This is a genomic window from Limnobaculum zhutongyuii (assembly GCF_004295645.1).
GTDB classification, from domain to species: domain Bacteria; phylum Pseudomonadota; class Gammaproteobacteria; order Enterobacterales; family Enterobacteriaceae; genus Limnobaculum; species Limnobaculum zhutongyuii.
On sequence record NZ_CP034752.1, the window covers coordinates 2,259,779 to 2,283,106 of the forward strand.

At 44.8% G+C, this 23,328-nt stretch carries 20 protein-coding genes and 2 pseudogenes; 9 read left to right on the forward strand and 13 right to left on the reverse strand.

Going from position 1 to position 23,328, the window contains the following annotated elements; all coding sequences use genetic code 11:
- Window positions 1-72: 72 nt before the first annotated feature.
- The 9 genes and pseudogenes from EKN56_RS09975 to EKN56_RS10005 all read right to left on the reverse strand — a co-directional run bounded on the left by EKN56_RS09975 (window position 73) and on the right by EKN56_RS10005 (window position 7,685).
- A complete protein-coding gene (locus EKN56_RS09975; protein ID WP_130591642.1) occupies window positions 73-759 on the reverse strand; it encodes a fimbrial assembly chaperone in 687 nt (228 codons plus the stop codon).
- Between the two features lie 98 nt (window positions 760-857).
- Complete coding sequence (locus tag EKN56_RS09980; protein ID WP_130591643.1) at window positions 858-1,397, reverse strand: fimbrial protein; 540 nt, start codon at window positions 1,395-1,397, stop codon at window positions 858-860.
- Window positions 1,398-1,966: 569 nt separating this feature from the next.
- Window positions 1,967-3,043: a type 1 fimbrial protein gene (locus tag EKN56_RS09985; protein WP_130591644.1), complete on the reverse strand. Its 1,077-nt coding sequence runs from the start codon at window positions 3,041-3,043 to the stop codon at window positions 1,967-1,969.
- Between the two features lie 34 nt (window positions 3,044-3,077).
- Window positions 3,078-3,656, reverse strand: coding sequence for a fimbrial protein (locus EKN56_RS09990; RefSeq protein WP_168189641.1), 579 nt, complete (start codon window positions 3,654-3,656; stop codon window positions 3,078-3,080).
- Between the two features lie 17 nt (window positions 3,657-3,673).
- Window positions 3,674-5,761, reverse strand: coding sequence for a fimbria/pilus outer membrane usher protein (locus tag EKN56_RS09995; RefSeq protein WP_246020032.1), 2,088 nt, complete (start codon window positions 5,759-5,761; stop codon window positions 3,674-3,676).
- A pseudogene (locus EKN56_RS21710) lies at window positions 5,762-5,884 on the reverse strand (FimD/PapC N-terminal domain-containing protein); the annotation flags it as partial. It lies immediately after the preceding gene.
- 1 nt (window position 5,885) lies between these two features.
- Window positions 5,886-6,233 (reverse strand): FimD/PapC N-terminal domain-containing protein, encoded by a 348-nt coding sequence (locus tag EKN56_RS21715; RefSeq protein ID WP_246020034.1) that lies wholly within the window; start codon window positions 6,231-6,233, stop codon window positions 5,886-5,888.
- 97 nt (window positions 6,234-6,330) lie between these two features.
- Window positions 6,331-7,049, reverse strand: a pseudogene (locus EKN56_RS10000) (fimbrial assembly chaperone).
- 102 nt (window positions 7,050-7,151) lie between these two features.
- A complete protein-coding gene (locus tag EKN56_RS10005) occupies window positions 7,152-7,685 on the reverse strand; it encodes a fimbrial protein (RefSeq protein WP_130591646.1) in 534 nt (177 codons plus the stop codon).
- Between the two features lie 705 nt (window positions 7,686-8,390).
- Here EKN56_RS10005 and pbpG (EKN56_RS10010) point away from each other — a divergent pair.
- The 6 genes from pbpG (EKN56_RS10010) (at window position 8,391) to EKN56_RS10035 (ending at window position 12,884) form a co-directional block, all read left to right on the forward strand.
- Entirely contained in the window at window positions 8,391-9,308 is a 918-nt protein-coding gene (gene pbpG / locus EKN56_RS10010; RefSeq protein ID WP_130591647.1) for a D-alanyl-D-alanine endopeptidase, read from the forward strand.
- A 170-nt stretch (window positions 9,309-9,478) separates the two neighbouring features.
- Window positions 9,479-10,405 carry a D-alanyl-D-alanine endopeptidase gene (gene pbpG, locus EKN56_RS10015; RefSeq protein ID WP_130591648.1) on the forward strand — a complete coding sequence of 309 codons (927 nt, stop codon included), beginning with the start codon at window positions 9,479-9,481 and terminating at the stop codon, window positions 10,403-10,405.
- A 103-nt stretch (window positions 10,406-10,508) separates the two neighbouring features.
- A complete protein-coding gene (locus tag EKN56_RS10020; RefSeq protein WP_130591649.1) occupies window positions 10,509-11,450 on the forward strand; it encodes a DUF808 domain-containing protein in 942 nt (313 codons plus the stop codon).
- A gap of 185 nt (window positions 11,451-11,635) precedes the next feature.
- On the forward strand, window positions 11,636-12,226 hold the full coding sequence (locus EKN56_RS10025; RefSeq protein ID WP_130593662.1) for a Yip1 family protein: 591 nt from the start codon (window positions 11,636-11,638) through the stop codon (window positions 12,224-12,226).
- 147 nt (window positions 12,227-12,373) lie between these two features.
- Entirely contained in the window at window positions 12,374-12,604 is a 231-nt protein-coding gene (locus tag EKN56_RS10030; protein WP_130591650.1) for a (4Fe-4S)-binding protein, read from the forward strand.
- 7 nt (window positions 12,605-12,611) lie between these two features.
- Window positions 12,612-12,884 carry a GNAT family N-acetyltransferase gene (locus EKN56_RS10035; protein WP_130593663.1) on the forward strand — a complete coding sequence of 91 codons (273 nt, stop codon included), beginning with the start codon at window positions 12,612-12,614 and terminating at the stop codon, window positions 12,882-12,884.
- 41 nt (window positions 12,885-12,925) lie between these two features.
- On the opposite strand, the gene EKN56_RS10040 is transcribed toward EKN56_RS10035, so the two are convergent.
- The 4 genes from EKN56_RS10040 to EKN56_RS10055 are packed head-to-tail and all read right to left on the reverse strand — an operon-like array spanning window position 12,926 to window position 16,890.
- Window positions 12,926-13,684, reverse strand: coding sequence for a DeoR/GlpR family DNA-binding transcription regulator (locus EKN56_RS10040; RefSeq protein WP_130591651.1), 759 nt, complete (start codon window positions 13,682-13,684; stop codon window positions 12,926-12,928).
- Between the two features lie 12 nt (window positions 13,685-13,696).
- A complete protein-coding gene (locus EKN56_RS10045) occupies window positions 13,697-14,680 on the reverse strand; it encodes a D-threonate 4-phosphate dehydrogenase (protein ID WP_130591652.1) in 984 nt (327 codons plus the stop codon).
- Complete coding sequence (gene dtnK / locus EKN56_RS10050; RefSeq protein WP_130591653.1) at window positions 14,670-15,944, reverse strand: D-threonate kinase; 1,275 nt, start codon at window positions 15,942-15,944, stop codon at window positions 14,670-14,672. The genes EKN56_RS10045 and dtnK overlap by 11 nt, the downstream gene beginning before the upstream one ends.
- Window position 15,945: 1 nt before the next feature.
- Window positions 15,946-16,890 (reverse strand): 2-keto-3-deoxygluconate permease 1, encoded by a 945-nt coding sequence (locus tag EKN56_RS10055; protein WP_130591654.1) that lies wholly within the window; start codon window positions 16,888-16,890, stop codon window positions 15,946-15,948.
- Window positions 16,891-17,703: 813 nt separating this feature from the next.
- On the opposite strand from EKN56_RS10055, the gene glgB reads away from it, so the two are divergent.
- The 3 genes from glgB to glgC all read left to right on the forward strand — a co-directional run bounded on the left by glgB (window position 17,704) and on the right by glgC (window position 23,259).
- Entirely contained in the window at window positions 17,704-19,890 is a 2,187-nt protein-coding gene (gene glgB / locus EKN56_RS10060) for a 1,4-alpha-glucan branching protein GlgB (protein WP_130591655.1), read from the forward strand.
- 4 nt (window positions 19,891-19,894) lie between these two features.
- Window positions 19,895-21,904: a glycogen debranching protein GlgX gene (gene glgX / locus EKN56_RS10065; RefSeq protein WP_130591656.1), complete on the forward strand. Its 2,010-nt coding sequence runs from the start codon at window positions 19,895-19,897 to the stop codon at window positions 21,902-21,904.
- A gap of 77 nt (window positions 21,905-21,981) precedes the next feature.
- On the forward strand, window positions 21,982-23,259 hold the full coding sequence (gene glgC, locus EKN56_RS10070; protein ID WP_130593664.1) for a glucose-1-phosphate adenylyltransferase: 1,278 nt from the start codon (window positions 21,982-21,984) through the stop codon (window positions 23,257-23,259).
- Window positions 23,260-23,328 lie beyond the last annotated feature (69 nt).

Consider the following 23,328-nt stretch of genomic DNA (forward strand, 5'->3'; position numbering starts at 1 on the left):
TGTCTATCCCTGGCAATGATGTGAACTTTCTGACAATTCACTCACATCTCAACAGAACAAAAAGAGTGCAAATTAAAAGGTGGCTGAATGTTCTGCGCCAGCCATGCCATAGTCATTCAAAATTCTCCATGACACTTTTCCACTATCTGTATTTTGATGTAGTTGGAAAATTGCCTGAGAACGAGGTGCTACATAAGTCACATCAGGCACTGCTCTGCCGTTAACCTTGATTTGTGCAAAGTTCATGTAGTACGGGGTTGGGTTATTTACAGTAATGCGGTTACCACTTTTCCCCCATACCAGTTGTTGAGTTAATGATTCGGGCATCGTTTCTTTCAGACTTACTGGTCGATAAATCAGCTTAACTCTTGAATTAATGGCGATTTGCAATGAATTACTTGACGTATTTTTGTTCACCGATGGAATTCCCTTGACGTTTAACCAGTACATTGATTCCCGGTCTTCCGGCATTGGCGTTCCTGAACGCACAATACGTAATACGTTTTTGTCACCGGCATCTAACCGAAACAAAGGTGGAGTAATAATGATGGCGTCTTTACTTGGGGTATCTGCATCGGCGGGTGTAATCCAGGATTGAACTAAATTAGCAACATTATCTTTATTCTCTAACGACACCGAGGTTTCTTTCTTACTGCCATCAAAGATCACACGAGTTCCGCCAATAACAACGCTGGCATTAGCCTGAAAAATGGTTGTTATATACAGAGAGAAAAGTATAGGCATCCATAATAACTTCATCGTGAAATCCTTTATTTTTAACACTACAGGCGCGGACTAATTAAAAAACAGTTCTGAACCGGATAATCCAGTTCAGACTGTATGCGTTGACTCATTAATTAGTTATAACTAACGGTATAAGTGACTGCAGACTGGACATCACCTGATGTAACGCCTGTCGCAGTAGCGACTAACTGAGCGGTGTAATTAGCAGTAATATCCCCCCCTGCACTCGGTAACGTAATCGGTTGATTATCATCATTGTTGATAATGTCTGTACCGCCGCTATCCTTCAGCAATACAGCAACGTTAGTTGCAGCCGTGGCACCGGTCAGGCTATTTTTGAAGTAAGTACTATTACCATCAGTCGTACCACTAAACTTAACTGATGCAGTAGTTGGCACACCAGCTCCCGCCACCGGGCAGCCGGTTAAATTGATAGTGAAAGCCTTTGGTGCACCGGTCATACCAGCACTGCCTAAATCACTTTTAGGCGTTGAACCTAAATCAATCGTCTTATCGGTGGAACCATCAACATCAACAGTACAGCCTGCATCAATAACTTTACCGGTAAAGGTAATGGTGCCAGCCATGACAGAAGATGGAATTGCAGTAAATAAAGCAGCAACCAGTAATACTTTATTAATTTGAACTTTCATAGCGATGTCCTAATCTATTATTAAATTCAGAGTAAAGAGCAATAATTCATCTCCTCTAAATCTCAGGGGTAATTATTCAATAACGTTTATACAAATCCAAAGCAATCAAGCTATAAACAGCCTGATTTGACCTGATTCAAAGTGGGAAAAATTCAATCTCATTAAGAACTTTCTTATATTTATGCGATAGGTATATTTCAGTCAACATAATTAAAAATCCAATAATAGACCATTAACTATCTGGACTTAAAAGAAAATATCAATGCATGAAAAATGAAATCGCTTATAAAAATAGCAATGATTCATTTTTATCAGATTGAAATACTGAAACAATTAACAATAAAAGATTAATTTACTTAAAGATGAGAGGATATATTAAATCTACAGAGATAAACTGTCATAGATGCAGGGATAAGATGAGAAGGAAATATAAAAACTTATTTAACATCAGGCTTTATTATATTACCAGAACCAAAAAGTAGTCAGACAAAAATGATTCAATTCCCTTATTTCAATTTAATAAATTGAAATAAGGGCGTAACGTTCATTACACCCTTTTTCGTAACCAATTAATTATAAGTAAAATTCAAGGTTCCGGTCGCATTCGCTAAACCAGGACCAACCGGATCTGCCGTTTTATAGTAAGTAGCCGTAATGGTCATTGGTATTGATGCGGGGGCCCCCCCCGTAACGCTATCAGTACCATCGCCATCGCGAGTACGCTTTGAGGTTGCCAGTGCAATTGGGGTATTCAACGGCAGGCCATTACTGTTGGTATTGTACACACTGGACTGAAGCCCAAGCTGAACACCAACATTACTGGCCACGCCCGGAGAACCGGCATTAGTTAAGGCAATTACAGTATTATTGGCCGTATCCCCTGAGGTTACCTGAGGGGCAGCGACGGACAATGAAACATTAGTTCCCGGTTCACAATTCAGAGTCAGTGCTGCAGAAGCAGAGCCAACTTTAGTATTGGAATCAAAATCAGACAGTTTAATATTGCCCATCGGTAAATTAACTGGGGAGCCTGTAACATTACACCCCATGGCTTTCACGGTAATGACGCTGGTAGATACAGTTAATTGGGAACCTACCGATGACTCACCTAAAGTACTTCCGGGGCTCTCACGAAAATCAACCCGGGCAATAGGTGAACCAAAGGAGAGTATTCCCGAACTAATCGGCCCGCCCGTCGCAACCAATTCTAAATGGTAGCTGGGGTTATTTAACTTGTGACCAGCCCTTCCATCTCCGGGCTGGAAACTATTATCAATGGCCCTGATGTAATCATAGGGGCCCGCCTGATTCATCGTGTAGATTCTTACCCCTAATCCGGTAAGACCGGTAGGAAATATCATATCTCCCACTGGGGTACCATTAGCCTGAGGGGGATTCATATAATAAAAACCAACAACATAGTTGTCACCGCAGTTGTTAATTTGTGCACTTGAAGGCCGGGAACCCGGCCACCCGGATGAATAAATCACCTCGCCGCCATTATAATTGCGACTTTCCACCACAATATTTTTAGGTAATGTTAAGTTTGAAGTGGCAATATCAGTTAACCAGGCTCGTTCACAAATCGCATGAACCTCAGTGATTGAGCTAAAAAAAACCAGAACTAAAAATAAATATTTTTTCATAAGACTTCCATTTCATCTCGGGCCATAACAAAACTTACTGATAAGTAAAGTTGATGGTTACCGCAGCACTAAAATCACCCGCCGTTGGAGAACCATGTGGGGTGTACATACGGGCGGTCATATTCAATGAGGCAGATTTTGTTGAGGGATCGATATTGATCACATAGTTAGCATTATTTCCCAACGAAACCATCGGATCGCTATTAAATAGCTGTAATCCCAGATCCTGAGCTCCACCTACAATGCTATTGGCATACAGAGTAGATCCATAACCAGCGTCTTCGGTATAAGCGGTTCCGCTAAAACTTGCCGTGGCTTTACTGATAAAAGGTGAACAATCTGTCAGGCTAACCGCAACCGGAATATCCGACGTATTAGCCCCGGCTACCGAGATATTTTGTCGATAGTAAGTGCCTAAATTAATATCGCCAGGAAAAGTAACCGTACATGATGAAGCATATATGGAACCCGTAACGTTAAAAGGCACCGAATCAGAATCGTTGTATGCTGCGGCATTAAAAACCATGCCCATCAGTCCCAAAAATAGATATCCCTTTGACCATAATTTATGGCTCCCATGGCAGCTTTTAACATTGTTGTTGATTCCCATCATGATTATGCTCCCTGCCCTTAAAGACATTTTTCACGTAAAATTAATACACCTGAGGTGGTTTCTTGTGGAGAAATACGGTAATTCACCGTGCATTGTTCATTGACTGATTTCCCCCACTTAACCAGAAGCTGTCCTTGGTCTTGTAACCCTGCAACAAACACCTGACCATCATCCCCAACGATGCTACTTTTACTCGATTCCTTACTATCACCAGTGCTGCTATTGCTGACAACGGCACCAAAAGGAATCACGCCATTTGCATACTCAATGGTAATTAATGCCCGATATCCTGTCTGAGTCACATATTCAGCACGCACCACTGCACCGCGTGTTGGAACAACACTCTTACTGGTATCATCCAGTTCCAGATTGTTATCTTTGATGTCTTCAGTATTAAGAGAGATATCACTCTTACGATAAGGCGAGGCATACGGCACAACGGCATAACCACGGAAATCGGTCTTCACACCGGTTTGATTATTAACCGGTACGTCTTGGGCTCCCGGCGCTTTAACCAATACCACGGTGTCGCTCAGCGGTTGGGAAAGGGTTACCCCATCACCATGTACGACCATTCCGCCCTGAATGCCATAGTTAAATCGATCGGCATAGTCGTCATAGCCATAGCCCGCATTAAGTTTGGAGTAAGTTCCCTGATAAGTAACATTGGCACTACCGGTATTAGCCCGATCGTCGCTAACGTAACCCTCTTGTACACTCCAGTTAAGATTATTATCTTGCAGCGCAGTACCGTTGAGGCCAACGTTATGGGTAGTCGATCTGTTTTTAGAACTGTTCAGGCTATAGGTTGCGCTACTGCCCGCTAACCATTTATCTAATGGAATGCTGACATTAAAAGAGAACAGTTGATCAACGTTTTTCTGATTATTATCGTTATCATCACTGCTATTTCTTGAGTTCTTACTGTAGGTATAGTTAAAACCGTAGCTAATGCTTTTCCAACTGTTGTTATAACCGACACTGACCGAGCTCATACGGCCTTTGTCCCAATAGTTTTCATTAATCAAACTCAGTGATACGGAACCAAACACCACATCTTGTGATAAAGAAACGTCAGTACGGTTACGACGACGACCAATATTATTGTCGAAATTATCGTAACGGTTACTTAACGTATCCTGCAAAGTGTAATACCCGCTGGTAGAGTAACGATAGCCCGCCACGTTGAAGTTAGTTCCCGTTTTGACAATATTCTTACTGTAACGTACCCGCAAAGACTGGCCATCTTGCTGTTCAAATGACGTTGCGTCGTTTTCAGTATAGAGTTTCGACCATGCCTGAGTAACATCCATTGATACCGCGCCAATATCACCCAGATTAACGCCAGCCCCTAATGCCAGCGAGCTGTATCGGTTCTCAGCCTGCTGAGCACCACCATAGATTGTTGTGCCCCAGGGAATACCATATATCGCCGTCATTTGACCAAAATTCAGTTTTTGATCGTTGCTATCGCTGGAACGTGTTTGCCCGGCAGTCAGGCTATATTTAAGGCGACCTTCACGTTGTAATACTGGTAAAGATGCATAAGGGATAATTAAATTCTGTTCGCTACCATCGGACTCTTTAATGATCAGTGTCATATCCCCTGAACCACCGGTAGGATACATATCGTTAATTTCAAAGGCGCCCGGTGGGACGGTAGTTCTGTAGATGGTGTAGCCATTTTGTTCGATGGTAACTTCAGCATTACTGCGCGCAATGCCCCGAATGACCGGTGCAAAACCCCGTTGACTATCCGGTAGCATATCATCGTCGGAAGAGGCCTGAGCGCCGCGAAATGCAACGCTGTCAAATACATCAGAAGGTGAAACACTATCACCTAATATCAACTGGCTTTTTAATGATTTAATGTCGCGAGTAACATAGTTATATACAGAATTCCAACTGTTCTGCCCATCATCACCATGATTCCAGGTTGAGTAGTTACGATAGCGCCAGGCACCAAGATTCATCCCCGGTCTTAAGTTAACATATTGATTATTCTGCGTACCGCCAGAACCATTGCGCATGATTGTGGTAGACGCTGACACGCTATAGTTAAGTAATAGCGCATTAATACCATCATCCCATTGCTCCGGTGGCACATAGCCTCTGGCAAAAGAGATAATAGCAATCTGTGGAATACTTAAATTTAAACGCTGATCGCTAAATTTAAATTCAGCCGTCGCTTGTGGAATAGCAGACAGGTTGGCGCATTCGCTCTTAATATTACCAAGATCGGGATAGTTTTCTGTTTTTACGCCCCCAGCTTTTTAATAGGGTTACACTCAGGCATGGCTGAAGCTGATTATTTCCCGGTGCAATCTCGACCTGTTTAAATTCAATTTCTTTAGTATCAACAAGTTGTTTATTAATAAAAACATCAACGTGATAAATACCCGGAGCCTGAGCACCCGCTTCAAAAGAAGACAAATCAACTGAAGGAGGTTCTGTGCTGGTCATTTCAAGCAATGCAGGATTAAAGTAATCCTGCGACTCGGCATAGGGTATACATAACGCCGATAACAGACTTACCGCAATCATCGATTTACGAGGATAGTTTTTAGAAAATTCCATCTTGCTTACACCATTAACTGTTTCTATCAATCCCTGATCGCGATGTGGATGAACTAATTCTTTACGTCACATCACGGCATAACAAAAAGAGTACGAATTAGAAACTGGCTGAATGCTCCGCACCGGCCATGCCGAAATCATTAAGAATTCGCCATGTCACCTTCCCACTACCCGCATTTTGACGTAGTGGAAAAACCGCCTGAGAGCGAGGTGCGACATAAGTCACTTCAGGAACCTCTTTGCCATTAACTTTAATTTGGGCAAAGTTCATGTAGTACGGCGTTGGGTTATTAACGGTAATATTGTTGCCACTCTTTCCCCATACCAGTTGTTGAGTTAATGATTCAGGCTGAGTATCTTGCAGACTTGCAGACTTGCAGACTTGCAGACTTGCAGACTTGCAGGGCGATATATCAGTTTAACTCTTGAATTAACTGCAATTTGTAGAGAATTGCTTGATGAAGCCTTTGCGGTAGATGGAATACCTTTAACGTTCAGCCAATACATCGACTCACGGTCTTCTGGCATTGGCGTTCCTGAACGAACAATACGCAATACATTCTTGTCGCCGGCATCTAACCGAAATAGCGGTGGCGTAATGATGATGGCATCTTTACTGGGTGTATCTGCATCCGCTGGAGTAATCCAGGATTGGACCAAATTAGCGACATTATCTTTGTTCTCTAACGACACTGAGGTTTCTTTCTTACTACCATCAAAAACGACACGCGTGCCACCAATAACTACGCTGGCACTTGCCGGAAAAACAGTACTCATCAACAAAGAAAAAAATACCGGCATCCATAATGATTTCATCATTAAATCCTTTTATATCGGTTAAAACTGAGCAAATTTCAAATCAGAGGCAGTTTTGAACCAGCGGTAATCTGGTTCAAAACTGTAGGTATTAACAAATGATTAGTTATAGCTAACGGTATAAGTCACTACAGATTGAACGTCACCTGATGTAACGCCGGTAGCAGTAGCAACTAAACGAGCGGTGTAGTTCACCGCGATATCGCCACCAGTAGTTGGAATAGCGATCGCCTCATTACCATCGTTGTTGACAATTTCGTTACCTGCTTCGTCTTTCAGCAATACGGCAACGTTAGTAGCACCTGTTGCTGCGCTATTTTTAAAATAGGAGTTTTTACCATCCGTGGTACCACTAAATTTAACGTATGCCATGGTTGGAACACCTGTTCCCGCTACCGGACAACCTTTTAAATTGATAACGAAAGATTTTGGTGCGCCCGTCACTCCAGCACTGGTGAAATCACCTTTAGGTGTTGAACCTAAATCAATCGTCTCGTCAGTATTACCATCAACATCAACCGTACAGCCAGCATCAATAACTTTACCTTTAAAAGTAATAGTTCCAGCCATAACTGATGATGGAATTGCAGTAAGTAGCGCTGCGAGCAGTAATACTTTTTTAATTTCAACTTTCATATCAATGTCCTAATCCATTATTACATTCAGAATTAAAACCGATAAATTATATCGATCCCAATTCATAATTAATTAACTAAATAAATACTTATAAAAACTAAGCAGGAAGAAATAAAACAACCGCATTTAGAGAAACAAATAATATATTCATTGCTTCTCAAAACACCACCATATTCAGCCATTCCTCTCATTCAAGTCAATAATATAAATATTCCAAAACAGGACTAAGCTATAACATGAAAAAATAAAAATATAAAAAATAGAAATCAAAAACAAATAAATGCGAACTAATAAAAAAATAAATGCAACGCTTCTTAACTTAAGAATATTTAGAACACACACTCCATTAATAAATTAAAATTAAGATAAAAACTCAAAATAAAATGAATTTGATTTAATTTAAATGTCATTTGTATTTAAAAAAAATTAAATCATCACTTAACAAAAGCAAACCACACTATCAATCACAATAAATGGAACCCCAAAAAAGATGAGCGTTATCTCTGACACCACTAACCTGTCAAATATGCCTGCTTAAAAGATGATGATGGTTAAAACGACAGGAATACATTTTTTTACAAATAACCCCCAATTATTATGCCGATATGCCACAAATTGCCTGTGCGAATTGCATAACTATAAATTATAATTTCAGCAGCAGAACATCCTGTTCTATACCGATAACTCAATGGAAGTCAGCAAACTATGCGCAAAAAAATCCGATTTTCTTTATTGAGCCTGCTCGTCCTGACCTCCAGCATGGTGGCAATGCCCGAAGCAACGGCTAAAAACAATAAAACCGCATCAACGACTTCATCACCGCAAATAGGTCTTTCATCCCAAAGTGCACTGGTTGTAGATATCAATACTCGTAAGGTTATTTATGCCACTAATCCGGATAAAGTTGTGCCTATTGCTTCTATTACAAAGTTAATGACTGCCATGGTAGTTCTTGATGCTAAACAGCCGTTAACTCAGGTTATTCCGGTCAGAATTAATCAAACTTCTGAATTAAAAGGGGTTTACTCCAGAGTTAAGGTGGGTAGCGAAATTACCCGTAAGGATATGTTGTTATTAGCATTAATGTCGTCTGAAAATCGTGCAGCCGCCAGTCTGGCACACAACTATCCCGGTGGATATAAAGCCTTTATTCGCGCAATGAATGCTAAAGCAAAATCTCTGGGAATGACCCACACTCGCTATGTTGAGCCAACAGGATTATCAGAGAAAAATGTATCAACCGCCCGCGACCTGAGCAAACTGGTGATGGCGACTAAAAAATACCCTTTGCTTAGCCAGTTGAGTACCACGCCGGAGAAAATGGTTTCTTTTGAAAATCCTAGATACGCCCTCGAATTTCGTAATACTAACCATTTGATTCGCGACCATGACTGGAACATTCAGTTAACTAAAACCGGTTTTACCAATAAGGCAGGTCGCTGTCTGACGATGCGCACCGTCATTGGTAATCGGGAAGTGGCATTAGTGATGTTAGATGCCTATGGTAAATACACTCATTTTGCTGATGCTAACAGACTACGTACCTGGATAGAGACAACCCCATCGCTACCGGTTGCCGATGCCGGCAAAAGCATTAAAAAGCAGAAGGTTCGTCAGGGGTAATACCACTATTTGAATGATTAAAGGCTGGTTTGGTTATTCAATCCAGCCTTTATGTTTTAGGTTTAAAATAATTAATTACATATCACCCCATAGGCGAAAAACTATAACCTCATTTATACTTGCCACAATTAGCATCATCCCAGCCCTTTTCTGAAAGAATATTGGTCACTATGCGCATAAAACTTCGTTATTCTCTGTTAGGTTTGCTGTTGTGTTCGGCAGGTACCGTTTCATTACCTCATGCCTTTGCTAATCCACAATCATCTACTGTATCCGCTGTTTTATCTCAACCTGAAATTGCCTCCGGTAGTGCTTTAGTGATTGATATGAAAAACCGTCAGGTGATCTATTCCGCAGCACCAAATAAAGTGGTGCCCATTGCGTCAATTACCAAGCTAATGACGGCCATGGTGGTGCTGGACAAACAGCTCCCGTTATCCGAAGTTATTCCGGTAACGATTAACCAAACTCATGAACTGGAAGGCGTTTATTCTCGGGTCAAAGTAGGTAGTGAAATCTCTCGTGAAGATATGTTACTGCTGGCGCTAATGTCTTCTGAAAATCGCGCAGCGGCGGCATTAGCTCATAACTACCCGGGTGGTTATCATGCATTTATTCAGGCAATGAATGATAAAGCACAGGCATTGGGCATGACTCATACTCACTATGTAGAACCTACGGGCCTGTCTGAACAGAATGTCTCTACCGCCAGCGATCTGACTAAATTACTTTTTGCCTCTCAGCGCTACCCTCTGCTTAGCCAGTTGAGCACCACGCAAGAAAAGACCGTTACCTTCCAAAATCCGCTTTATACGCTGGATTTTCGCAATACTAACTATCTGGTTAAAAAAGGTGACTGGGATATTCAACTGACTAAAACCGGGTTTACCAACAAAGCAGGACACTGTCTGGCCATGCGCACCACTATTGCTAATCGGGATGTAACCTTAGTTGTTCTGGACGCATTCGGTAAATACACGCATTTTGCCGACGCTAACCGTTTACGCAAGTGGATGGAAACCGGAGAAGCTCCGCCAGTACCTGCGGCAGCAAAGAATTATAAAAAGCAGAAGTCGTTAGAAACGACGCAAAGGTAGTCGCCCAAAAGTTTTATATAGGCAGCCAACATCCCATCAGGTAAGCTTTGCCTCCATAATGAGTAAGGACACTTTGATTTTCTTTTTTCAGGAGTTTTAAAAATTGGCAGGAAGTAGTTTACTCGCATTATTAGATGATATTGCAGCCGTTCTGGATGATGTTGCGCTGATGACTAAGGTCGCGGCAAAAAAAACGTCTGGTGTACTGGGTGATGATTTAGCGCTCAATGCTCAACAGGTGAGCGGCGTTCGGGCAGACCGCGAATTACCGGTCGTCTGGGCTGTGGCTAAAGGCTCATTTTTAAATAAATTGATTCTGGTGCCATTAGCGCTGGCAATCAGTGCTTTTATTCCCTGGGCAGTAACGCCTTTACTGATGGTCGGTGGTGCTTTCCTTTGTTATGAAGGATTTGAAAAGCTGGCCCATAAGTTTTTACACCCTAAAGCAACCGATACAAAAAATGAGCACCAGGAGACGCCTGCCCTATCTCCTGAAGAAATTGCTGTTTATGAGAAGCAAAAGGTTAAAGGCGCGATCAGAACTGATTTTATCTTATCTGCAGAAATTATTGCCATAACTCTGGGTACCGTAGCCAATGCTGGTTTTTTACAGCAGGTTCTGGTGATGTCCGGCATTGCAATTGTGATGACTATTGGCGTTTACGGTTTAGTTGCCGGTATTGTCAGACTGGACGATGTAGGCTTTTACCTAAGCCGTAAAAAAGCCAGTATCGCTCGCGTGATTGGCAATGGTCTGGTCAACGTAACCCCTTATCTGATGAAAACCTTATCCATTGTTGGTACAGCGGCAATGTTTATGGTGGGCGGCGGTATTCTTACCCATGGATTACCGATGATTCATCATCTTATTGAGGGCGCATCGGTTTCAGTATTAACGTTGCCAACCGTTGGCAGCGTTCTCAATATGCTAACCCCTACCGTACTCAATATGCTGTTTGGCGTTGTTGCCGGTGCAGTGGTGTTACTGGTGGTTACACTACTTGGTAAACTTAAACCCAAGAAAAGCCCTGAAAAAGCAAGCTGATCACCCACTATCATCCTGTCGTATTTGCGACAGGATGATATGTTTTGAAATACAATACACCTCCTCTCTGCAACCATTCCTTCCTGCTGTTTATATACTTAACGGGTGACCGTAGAAGAAACCTGAACGCTCAGGCAGGATCGCTTACCTGACAGGGTTTTCAGTAAGCTCGGAGGTGTCATATGATGTTCAATCATGTATGGGGACTTCTGGCCCACCCTGGCCGTGAATTCCAACAAATCAGTCAAGAGCAGGAAACCATTTCCCATCTCTATACCCGTAACCTTCTGGTACTGGCAGCGGTTCCCGTTGTCTGTTCATTTATCGGAACCACCCAATTTGGCTGGATGATTGGCGACCAACCGGTGGTAAAAGTATCGTTATTTACCGCGGCTTATATTGCCATTCTCTTTTATGGCATGCTGTTGGCTGCAGTTGCCATTGTCGGAAGGATTATTCATCTGATGGCGCGACGCTATGCACAGTCTCCCAGCCTTGAGCGTTGCATCATTTTCGCAGGCTATACTGCCACGCCCATGTTTCTCAGTGGTTTGGTAGCGCTCTATCCGTTAGTATGGCTCTGTCTGTTAGCTGGCATCGTTGGCCTGTGTTATTGCGCCTACCTGCTCTACTCCGGTATTCCGACTTTCCTTAATATCGATCGCAGTGAAGGATTCATTTTCTCCAGCTCAACGCTGGCTTTAGGCATACTGGTGCTGGAAGCATTGTTAGCTATTACCGTCTTAATGTGGGGATACGGTTCCCACTTCTGGTGATTGCTGTTATCTGTCAGTAAGGGGCGATTTCGCCCCTTCGCTGTTTCTGTCACAGGTTGTTTCTGAATAAATCCTAATGCCTTTTTAAAACAGTTATCTATACTTAACAGGCGGCAAAATAATCACAATAAATTAAGTGAGCAATTTATGAGCAATGAACTAACGGAAAAAGGTTATCGCTGCTATACCGGCGAAAATATCGATGTCTATTTTAATACCGCCATGTGCCAACACTCAGGCAACTGCGTACGTGGAAATGCCAATATATTTAAACTGTCTCGCAAACCCTGGATTATGCCGGATAATGCCAGCGTTGAAGAAGTTAAACGCGTGATTGATACCTGCCCAAGCGGTGCCCTGCAATACAGAGAGAAATAGTATGGAAATTAACATTCTTGAAGGTGAAAATCGTTTCTATGTTAATGATACGAAAGGTAACATGCTGGCCGAAGTCGCCTTTGTTCCTACCGGGGAAAAGCTGACCATTATTGACCATACCTATGTTGATGAAAAACTGAAGGGTCAGGGCGTAGGGAAGAAACTGGTCTATAAAGTCGTGGAGAAAATGCGCGGCGAACATCGAAAAATTATTCCGTTATGCCCTTTTGCTAAACATGAGTTTGATACCACGCCTGAATATCAGGATATTCGGGCCTGAGATAAGTGTGGCTATTCTGCTTCACGCAGAATAGTCATCAATTACACCAGCTTTAACACGAATGGCTGTTGTCGCAGCTTATGCTGAACTTCAGGCGTTAATCCTTTGTCCGTCACAATATCCGTTAAGGTATTGAGTGGCGTTACGCAAAACAGTGAATAGGCGCCATATTTGCTGCTGTCTGCCAGCAATACTCGCTTGCGGCCATTGGCGGCTAAATCTTGCTTTAATCCCGCTTTTTCTTCCGTTGGTGTAGTAATACCCCGCTCCATACTCCAGGAGTTACAGCTAACAAAAGCAACATCAGGATAGATATTTCGTAGCAACCGACGACCGTGATCGCCAATACAGGACTGGCTACTGTCATCAATTCTGCCACCAATAATGGTGACTTCGATTTGCTTAAACGCAGATAAAAACAGGGCGATATGCAAGTCAGTAGTAATAACCCGTAACGGAAGATGAGTCAGATGACGTGCCAACTCCATCATAGTCGTTCCGGCATCTAATACGACAGAATCCCCCGCTTTCACCATGCCCGCTGCGTATTGGGCAATAGCCTGTTTTTCATGCTGGTTGCGATGAATCTTTTCATTGGTGGTGGGCTGATCGGGAATAAAACGGTCAAGAGTAACGCCGCCATGGCTGCGAATAATCACACCTTGCTTATCCAGCTTAATCAGATCGCGACGAATGGTTGCCGGTGAAGCATCAATCGCCGCAACTAACTGTTCAACGGTGACCAGATTATGACTTTTTAAATAATCCATAATCTGGTCCAGACGACTTTGTCCTTTCATGGCACTCGTATATCAGGCAAGTTTCAGAGCTAACTCTATGGATATTCCCATGCTCTCAGATTTGGCTTTACCTGTCCACGCAATATCAAATGCGGTACCGTGATCGGCTGAAGTACGAATAAAGGGTAATCCGGCGGTAATATTTACTCCATCATGGAAACCCAATAGCTTCAGCGGTATATGCCCCTGATCGTGGTACATTGCAACCACCATGTCATAGCGACCTTCATTAGCTTGTAAAAACACCGTATCAGGAGCACAAGGGCCGTAAACATCAATACCTTTCGCTTTCATGGCTTCAATAGACGGAGTTAATATCTTGATCTCTTCGTCACCAAACAAGCCATTCTCTCCGGCATGCGGGTTTACCCCGGCAACAGCAATACGTGGATGGTCAAAACCAACGCGTCTCAAGAAGGTATCCGCCATACCAATCACTGTCTCAACCCGATCGCGATTTAACGTATCAAGAAACTTACGCAGTGCAATATGGGTAGTCACATGGATCACTTTCAGAGTATCGGTGTACAACACCATGGCGTAATCACGGGTATTGGTTAACTTAGCCAACAGTTCAGTATGCCCCGGGTAGAGATGACCAGCCGAATGCAACGCCTCTTTATTCAACGGCGCAGTGGCGATGGCCTGCACTTCTCCGGCCAGCGCCAAATCCGTTGCACGTTTGATACAGCGATAGGCTAAATCACCCGCCTGCGGCTGAACTTTCCCCGGAACTAGCGCTTCCGGATCTGCCAGCGGTTCATTCAGAACATGAATAACTCCCGGAGCGAATTGCGCTTCTGATATCTGCTGAATCTCCCGTAGCTCTACCGCAGGCACAATGCCTAATGCCTGTACGCGACGTAAAGTATGCAGACAGCCAATCACTACCGCCGGCGCGCCTGACAAACTGCCTTCAGTCAGGGCTTTGATAATAATTTCCGGGCTGATCCCTGCCGGATCCCCCATAGTGACGGCAATAGTTTTACTTCCCATGATACATCTCCTCAATAAAATAAATGGCGTCGCTCAGGGCATTATCCGCACCAAATCCTCCTGCCTTGGTAATGACCGGTAAATCATCAATTTCGCTGTTAACGAATGTGCCACAAGGGATACAAGGGGAAACTTCGGCGGAAATACGATAACCTTCGGCATTCAGTGCGCGCGCAACGGCAATAGCAATATCCCCACCGGTCAGGAATAATCCGCCAATTTGCGACAGGGCCAGCAGTTCAAGGGTTATCATTCCCAGGGTTGAGCTAATTTTGTCACCTAACTGTTGACGGCTAAGCTGGTAGCGTTCACACAGTTGGTCAATCTTCTGACGGGCGGCCTCATCCCTACAGGTGCGTAACACACAATGCTGGTGTTGACGCAATACGTCTGCCGCCTGCGTAATAATCTGTTTCGTTTCGCTCTGGCTCTCTGCTCCGAGCAGCTTTTCAACATCGACCTCAATGATTGCCAGAGACTTCTCCCTCTGGGCATACATAATCTGTTTGCGGGTCGCTTCGCTCATCGACCCTGCAACCACCAATACGGGCAACCGTTCACGAGGTTTAAGATAGAGATCAGAAGGTAATGCCCCGGCAAATCCAGCGGCACCTACCAATAAATAAGGCTGCTCCAGAGTGGTGAGCGTATCCGCAATAGCCGATAAATCGCTCTCTACCTCTGCATCCAATACCACAATGCATTCCGGCCCCTGCGCCAGCTGTTTCACTATTTCAGCTAATTTGCCCGAACGCACCTGAGCCAGTGAAACTTCATGAACAGGCAATGTGGTTTGTTCGGCAATAATGTCTTTGATACGTGATGAGTGAATCGGCGTTTTTGGGTCGCTGGCAAATTCAGTCTCCACCAGCGGAATACGGTTTACCAGACATAATCCATTGAGCGTAACCCTGCCTGCAGCAGGGATCGCTGCAGCCACCAGTGCAATTTTTGCACCACTGGCCTTCATAGCTGCCTCAATTTCTGCGCCTACGTTACCGCGAAAAGTAGAATCAATCTTCTTATACACTAACAGTGCTGAACTATCAGCGGAGAGCTGAGCATGAATAGCTCGGGTAACGCTCTCCGCTGCCTGCCGGGCAGTTGCAGCTCGACTTTCCGTATTGATGACCAAAACATCTGCCTTATGGCTACGTAATGGTTTTTCATGCAACAGCACATCTGTCCGGGCACCTTTTTTAGCCAGTTGAACGCCCGTATCGTTGGCACCGGTAAAATCATCTGCAATGACCAGCATTTTCATCTTAGTTTGCTCCCGCTAAGCGAGCGTTACGTTTTGCTACCCAAGAGGTGAGAATAGGTACCAAAATAGCCGTGGTAATAACCGATGCCGCAATGAGTGGTGCAGCCGCATTGGCTATCTCTGTTAAGGATGGATCAGCGGTCGCGATTGCCAATGGCGTTGCCACCGCATTACCTGCCGTACTGGACGCTGCCGCACCGGCAACACCAGAACCCCCTACCAGACGGTCCGCTTTAATATTGAAGAAACCACCAACCAACGTGGTCAGCACGCCCAACGCAATCCCTGCCAGACCGCCTTTCAGCAGCATATGCAGATCGATGCCAGCTCCTAATGCAAAAGCAAAGAAAGGAATTAACAGCGGGCCACCCTTAGTCAGAAAATCACGCATTTGTGGATCAAGGTTACCCAGAATCATTCCCACGACTAATGGAACCAGCACCGCCACCAGCGCCATCATTGGGATATTCGCCATGCCGGCCGCACCTAATGCGATCATGGTAAAGAAAGGGCCATCATTCAGTGACAGAATGGAAATAGCGCCAACATCACGCTCATTACCAAACTCGCCAACTAATGCTGCATAAAGTCCACCGTTTGAGTTACTCATTGCGGCAATAATAGCCAGTCCGGTTAAACCGAAAATGCCATCTGCACCAAAGAAACGTTCAACAGCAAGACCGATTGCAACAGCAACCAGCAATTTGGTTAATGTAATGGTACCGCCTTGCAGCAAAGCACGAGGAGCAGCTTTAATGCTTATCCCCGCACCCATACATAAAAGAAATGCGCCAATCAGTGGTGCTGCCCCGCCTTTAAACAGTGCTGTGGTAAACCCACCAATCTGAAGTGCTTCCGGTATAAATGTATTGATAATGGCGCCTAAAACTAATGGAACCACCATCATGCCGCCAGGGATTTTCTCTATCGATTTTTTAATATTCATTGTATCCTCAGCATAGTGATTTTTATTGGTCAGCTGTGATTATATTTAATCACAAACATCATACTGTGACCTTGGTAACACTTCCACTATTTTTGATTGAATGTAATCAGTCATGAACCAAATCAATCAAACTAATTCATGAACAGCGCCTCACGTTAATTATGTCAGATAACTTCAATCGAAATTGACTAAAAATAATCATAAAGAATTAACCGTCTCATAATGGGAAATAATAGCGTGGTATCAAAATAAAACCTATTTGTCAGACAATATAAGACAGCAAACTGGCACAAGCTAAAAAGGTGGTTATGCTAATAATGAATATAAATATATTAATTAAGCTATCAGTCTGAGTATTGATGTCTGAATTACTCACTATGAATCTCGATAGTATTTATCCGGCTATCCTAAATGTTAATAACCGTTTCAGATAACCGAAGAAGTACATTACACATTCAAGATATCATTACCATTTGATTTATATGACCTTAACTTTAAAAATGAAACTTGAGTATTATTATTTGAAGGGGGTTTTATGACTAAAGATCACGTTCAAACTTAAGATTGTTATCTTATTTACCGTCTGTCATTGATACCCTTAGTTATAATAAATGAGAGGTACCTATTTGGCTGAAAGAGCGGTATGGCTGCTATTATATGAATTACAAGAACTAACTCACAGTTTTAATCTGATGATTCAGTAAGGTAAAACAAGGCACTTATTTAATATCGCGCCGATTAATTAGCGATATTATATTTTTTATTGGCTGGTTTTTATTTTGAGCCAATAAATAACATATTGGGAGAATATGGATGTCCGGCACTATTGACAGAGGCACGATCCAACAACTAACTTCCGGCCATTATGCAGACCCATTCTCAATTTTGGGGATTCATAAAACCGCAGACGGCTATGCCATCCGCACCTTCGCTCCTGATGCTACTCAGGTCAGCGTTTTGGATAAAGACACGCAAAAGATACTGCTTACACTGACGCAAACCGACCAGACTGGTTTTTTCTCCGGTACCCTCTCCCCCAGTAAGACGCCTTACCGTTACCAGTTAATGATTGATTGGGGCGATGCCCAGCAGATCATTGAAGACCCCTATCGCTTTGGTCCGTTGTTACAAGAGTTGGATGCGTGGTTATTGGCTGAAGGTACCCACCTGCGTCCATATGAACGACTCGGGGCACATCTCACTAATATGGATAACGTAGACGGCGTCACCTTCGCCGTTTGGGCACCCAATGCTACCCGTGTTTCGGTAGTTGGCGACTTCAACTTCTGGGATGGTCGCAGGCACCCGATGAGATTTCGCAGAGAGAGTGGCATCTGGGAGTTATTTATTCCCCATATACATGAAGGTCAGTTGTATAAATATGAAATTATTGACAGCAATAATGTCACTCGCCTGAAAGCCGACCCTTACGCTTTTGCTGCCGAAATGCGCCCCGACACCGCATCTCGCGTTAGCCAACTGCCATCGCGAGTGACAATGACCCAACAACGCCGCCAGGCAAATGACTTTACTGCGCCGATGTCTGTTTACGAGGTTCATTTGGGTTCCTGGCGGCGTCACCTGCATGATAATAGTTGGCTCAGCTACCGTGAACTGGCGGATCAGTTAGTGCCTTATGTTAAGGATATGGGATTTACTCATATTGAGCTTCTGCCGATTAATGAGCATCCGTTTGATGGTTCCTGGGGCTATCAGCCCGTCGGTATGTATGCCCCAACCCGCCGTTTTGGCACCTTAGAGGATTTTCGCTACCTGATCGAAACGGCACATCAGGCTGGCATTAATATTTTGTTGGATTGGGTTCCAGCTCACTTCCCCAGTGACGATCATGGTTTGGCGCAGTTTGATGGTACCGCGCAGTTTGAATATTCCGATCCACGAGAAGGCTACCATCAGGACTGGAATACCCTGATTTATAACTACAGTCGTCATGAAGTAAGAAACTATCTGGCCGGTAACGCCCTCTATTGGATAGAGCGATTTGGTATTGATGGCTTACGGGTTGATGCTGTTGCCTCTATGGTCTATCGGGATTACAGCCGGGCGGACGGTGAATGGATTCCAAACCAGTACGGCGGCAATGAAAACCTCGAAGCCATCGAATTTATTCGCTATACCAATAAGACTATTGGTATTGAATGCCCTGGCGCGATCACCGTGGCGGAAGAGTCTACTGATTTTGCCGGTGTAACCTTACCACCTGAAGCCGGTGGACTGGGTTTCCACTACAAGTGGAATCTGGGTTGGATGCACGACACGCTGGACTATATGAAACTGGATCCGGTTTATCGTCAGTATCACCACAACTTAATGACTTTCGGTATGTATTACGCCCATACGGAAAACTTTGTTCTTCCTCTGTCCCATGACGAAGTGGTACATGGCAAACGCTCACTGCTTGGCCGTATGCCCGGCGATACCTGGCAGCAATTTGCCAACCTGCGCGCCTACTACGGCTTTATGTGGGCTCATCCCGGCAAAAAACTGCTGTTCATGGGAGGGGAATTTGCTCAGGGACGCGAATGGGATCACGACGGCAGCCTCGACTGGCATCTGTTAGACCCTATTCACGGCGGCTGGCATAACGGAGTACAAAATGTGGTCCGCGACCTGAACCATTGCTATCAGCGGCATGCTCCGTTGTATCAATTGGACTATGTTGAAAATGGATTTGAATGGTTAGTGGTAGACGATCATCAGAATTCGGTCTTTGCCTTTATACGTCGTGATGAATCGGGCAATGAAGTAATTGTCATCAGTAATTTCACTCCGGTACTGCGGGAAAACTACCGCATCGGTATTAACCTACCGGGGCAATATCAAGAAATACTGAATACCGACTCTGAATATTATCGCGGCAGTAATGCCGGTAATCTCGGTGGCGTTCATAGTGAAGAGATATCGTCCCACAATCGGGCATACTCGTTAAGTTTAGTATTACCGCCACTCTCTACCCTTTATCTGCAACGGGAGGCTTAGTAGCATGACGGTCACTTTAGCAGCAGGCAGCCCTTATCCTCTTGGCAGCCATTTTGATGGTCAGGGTGTCAATTTTGCACTCTATTCAGCACAGGCCGAAAACGTCGAGCTGTGTCTGTTTAATTCGGATGGTGAAGAACAGCGCCTGATGCTGCCTTCACGAACCGGTGATATCTGGCATGGCTATTTGCCAACCGGAGTACCCGGATTGCGTTATGGCTACCGGGTGCATGGGCCCTGGGATCCACAGCGAGGATTTCGTTTTAATCCACACAAGCTGCTAATCGACCCTTATTGTCAGGCGCTGGATGGCAAAGTAATTGATAGCCCGTTGCTGAGTGATGCGAACCATCATCCCGACAGTGTAGACAGCGCCTCTGTCATGCCAAAAAGCATCGTGCTCAGCGAAAGCTATGACTGGCAACATGATACTCTGCCCCAAACACCGTGGTCTGAAACCATTATTTATGAAGCCCATGTTCGCGGTCTGACCAAAACCCACCCGGATATTCCGGCAATTCTGCGAGGGACCTACGCGGGTATCGCCCATCCGGCCATGATCCAATATCTAAAAAGACTGGGAATTACTGCGTTGGAGCTGCTGCCAGTTCAACTTCACGTTGATGAGCCCCGTCTGCAACAGCTTGGTTTAACCAATTACTGGGGCTATAACGTGCTGGCGCCTTTTGCCATAGAGCCGAGCTACTGGTCTCAGAGCCCCGACTCTACACCGCTGTCTGAATTCCGCGATATGGTGAAAACGCTGCATCAGGCGGGTATTGAGGTCATTCTGGACGTGGTGTTTAACCACACCGCAGAGCTGGACCTTCCGGGGCCAGTGTTATCCCTGCGCGGTATCGATAACGCCAGCTATTACTGGCTTGATGAACAGGGTGACTATCAGAACTGGACCGGATGTGGTAACACCCTAAAACTTACGCAGCCGGCAGCAATGCAATGGGTGCTGGATTGCCTGCGTTTCTGGGCCACCGAATGTCATGTTGATGGTTTTCGCTTTGATTTAGCTACTGTGCTGGGTAGAACGCCTGACTTCTCCTCTGAGTCACCGTTATTAACACAATTACAGCATGACCCGATCCTCTCAAAACTCAAACTGATTGCAGAACCCTGGGATATTGGTCAGGGCGGTTATCAGTCAGGCCATTTCCCCGCGCCTTTGGCCGAGTGGAACGATCACTTTCGCGATAATATGCGTAGTTTCTGGCTACAACAGCCTTCTGCGCTGGGGCTTTTTGCTCGTCGCTATGCGGCCTCCAGCGACGTTTTCCAGCACCATCAACGTTTGCCCTACGCATCGATAAACAAAATCACGTCTCATGATGGTTTCACCCTACGGGATCTGGTTAGCTTTAATCAAAAACACAATCAGGCAAACGGCGAACAGAACCGTGATGGAAACAGCAATAACTATAGCTACAACCACGGTATAGAAGGACTGGAAGCAGATGACGCAACATTACAGCGCCGTAACGCCAGCGCTCGTGCACTTCTGGCCACGCTATTGCTGTCACAAGGCACACCAATGCTGCTGGCCGGTGATGAACTGGGCAACAGCCAGCAGGGTAATAACAATGCCTACTGTCAGGACTCTCCCCTGACCTGGCTTAACTGGATTCAGGCCGATCAAGCACTGCTAGCGTTTACCTCAGGCCTGATAGCACTGCGTAAGCAAATCCCCGCCTTAACCACTGAAACATGGTGGACTGGCGAAGCCACATCGGCAAACGGCAATAAAGATGTGATGTGGCTTAACGCACAAGGGCAACCTATGTCAGCCAATGAATGGGAAAGCGCTGAGCCTCCTCCGTTACAGATTTTACTGTCCGGAACCTGGCTTGTTGTCATTAATCGTACCGACCAACTACAAACCCTGAATTTACCTTCCGGACAATGGCATATCGCCCCGCCGTTCTCCGTTGCTGATATTGGCGTGGGCGATACCAAATGTATTGCGTCACCCCGCAGTATTAGCGTGCTACGCAATAGAAACTAAAAAATTTAACTATACCGATATCGGTATTTATTGATTCAATTTGATTACATAGGATTTTAAGAATGGCTGCAGGAAAAATGGTTAAACAGGACACCAATCATCAACTCATGTTAGCAAGACAATTGCCTAAGCAATCAGTGGCATTGATACTTGCCGGAGGACGTGGGTCACGCCTGAAGGATTTAACCTCTAAACGAGCAAAACCCGCAGTACACTTTGGTGGAAAATTCCGCATTATCGACTTTGCTTTGTCGAACTGTATGAACTCAGGGATCCGTCGTATTGGCGTCCTGACCCAATATCACTCCCACTCGCTGGTACAACACATCCAACGCGGCTGGTCATTTCTGAATGAAGAGATGAACGAGTTTGTTGATCTGCTTCCTGCTCAACAGCGCGAAGACCATGAAGAATGGTACCGTGGCACCGCTGACGCGATTTATCAGAACCTGGATATTATCCGCCGCTATAAGGCCGAATATATCGTTATTCTGGCCGGTGACCATATCTACAAGATGGACTACTCACGTATGCTGCTGGATCACGTAGAAAAAGGCAGCCAGTGTACCGTGGCCTGTATTGCCGTACCGCGTGAAGCTGCCTCTGAGTTTGGCGTCATGGATATTGCCGAAGATGAGCGCATTCTTCAGTTCCTGGAAAAACCCGCTAACCCACCGGCGATGCCCGATCAGCCAGACATGTCTTTAGCCAGTATGGGGGTTTATGTCTTCAACGCTCAGTATCTCTATAAACTGCTGGAAGAAGAGAGCCTGAACATGGAAACCCACCACGACTTTGGTAAAGATTTAATCCCTAAAGCCGTTTCTCAGGGCGTAGCATGGGCACATCCATTTAATCTTTCCTGCGTGACTTCTGACGTCAATGCCGAGCCTTACTGGCGTGATGTTGGAACCATTGACGCTTACTGGAGTGCTAACCTCGATCTGGCATCGGTCACCCCTGAATTAGACATGTATAACAAAACCTGGCCAATCCGTACTTATATGGAGCCACTACCACCGGCTAAATTCGTCCAGGACCGTTCAGGCAGCCACGGCATGACCATGAACTCGCTGATTAGCGCTGGCTGTATTATTTCTGGCTCGGTTCTGGTGAACTCAGTATTGTTCCCGAGAGTTCGGGTTAACTCCTTCTGTACCATTGACTCCACCATATTGTTACCGGATGTTTACGTTGGTCGCTCTTGTCGCTTACGCCGCTGTATTATTGACCGTGGTTGTCACTTACCGGAAGGCTTAGTGGTAGGAGAAAATGTGGAAGAAGATCAACGCCGTTTCCATCGCTCAGAAGGGGGCATTGTTTTGATCACCAAAGAGATGCTGGCGAAACTATAACTGGATGCCCCGAAAGTCTGGTGAATATCCACTATGTTTAATATTTAACCCGGTTTTGCGTACCATCGC

Excerpts from the sequence above, each read along its gene's own strand:
- EKN56_RS09975 (WP_130591642.1), bottom strand. The coding sequence starts at position 759 with ATGAAGTTATTATGGATGCCTATACTTTTCTCTCTGTATATAACAACC.
- EKN56_RS09980 (WP_130591643.1), bottom strand. The coding sequence starts at position 1,397 with ATGAAAGTTCAAATTAATAAAGTATTACTGGTTGCTGCTTTATTTACT.
- EKN56_RS09985 (WP_130591644.1), bottom strand. The coding sequence starts at position 3,043 with ATGAAAAAATATTTATTTTTAGTTCTGGTTTTTTTTAGCTCAATCACT.
- EKN56_RS09990 (WP_168189641.1), bottom strand. The coding sequence starts at position 3,656 with ATGATGGGAATCAACAACAATGTTAAAAGCTGCCATGGGAGCCATAAA.
- EKN56_RS21715 (WP_246020034.1), bottom strand. The coding sequence starts at position 6,233 with ATGGAATTTTCTAAAAACTATCCTCGTAAATCGATGATTGCGGTAAGT.
- EKN56_RS10005 (WP_130591646.1), bottom strand. The coding sequence starts at position 7,685 with ATGAAAGTTGAAATTAAAAAAGTATTACTGCTCGCAGCGCTACTTACT.
- pbpG (WP_130591647.1), top strand. The coding sequence starts at position 8,391 with ATGCGCAAAAAAATCCGATTTTCTTTATTGAGCCTGCTCGTCCTGACC.
- pbpG (WP_130591648.1), top strand. The coding sequence starts at position 9,479 with ATGCGCATAAAACTTCGTTATTCTCTGTTAGGTTTGCTGTTGTGTTCG.
- EKN56_RS10025 (WP_130593662.1), top strand. The coding sequence starts at position 11,636 with ATGTTCAATCATGTATGGGGACTTCTGGCCCACCCTGGCCGTGAATTC.
- EKN56_RS10030 (WP_130591650.1), top strand. The coding sequence starts at position 12,374 with ATGAGCAATGAACTAACGGAAAAAGGTTATCGCTGCTATACCGGCGAA.
- EKN56_RS10040 (WP_130591651.1), bottom strand. The coding sequence starts at position 13,684 with ATGAAAGGACAAAGTCGTCTGGACCAGATTATGGATTATTTAAAAAGT.
- EKN56_RS10045 (WP_130591652.1), bottom strand. The coding sequence starts at position 14,680 with ATGGGAAGTAAAACTATTGCCGTCACTATGGGGGATCCGGCAGGGATC.
- dtnK (WP_130591653.1), bottom strand. The coding sequence starts at position 15,944 with ATGAAAATGCTGGTCATTGCAGATGATTTTACCGGTGCCAACGATACG.
- EKN56_RS10055 (WP_130591654.1), bottom strand. The coding sequence starts at position 16,890 with ATGAATATTAAAAAATCGATAGAGAAAATCCCTGGCGGCATGATGGTG.
- glgB (WP_130591655.1), top strand. The coding sequence starts at position 17,704 with ATGTCCGGCACTATTGACAGAGGCACGATCCAACAACTAACTTCCGGC.
- glgX (WP_130591656.1), top strand. The coding sequence starts at position 19,895 with ATGACGGTCACTTTAGCAGCAGGCAGCCCTTATCCTCTTGGCAGCCAT.
- glgC (WP_130593664.1), top strand. The coding sequence starts at position 21,982 with ATGGTTAAACAGGACACCAATCATCAACTCATGTTAGCAAGACAATTG.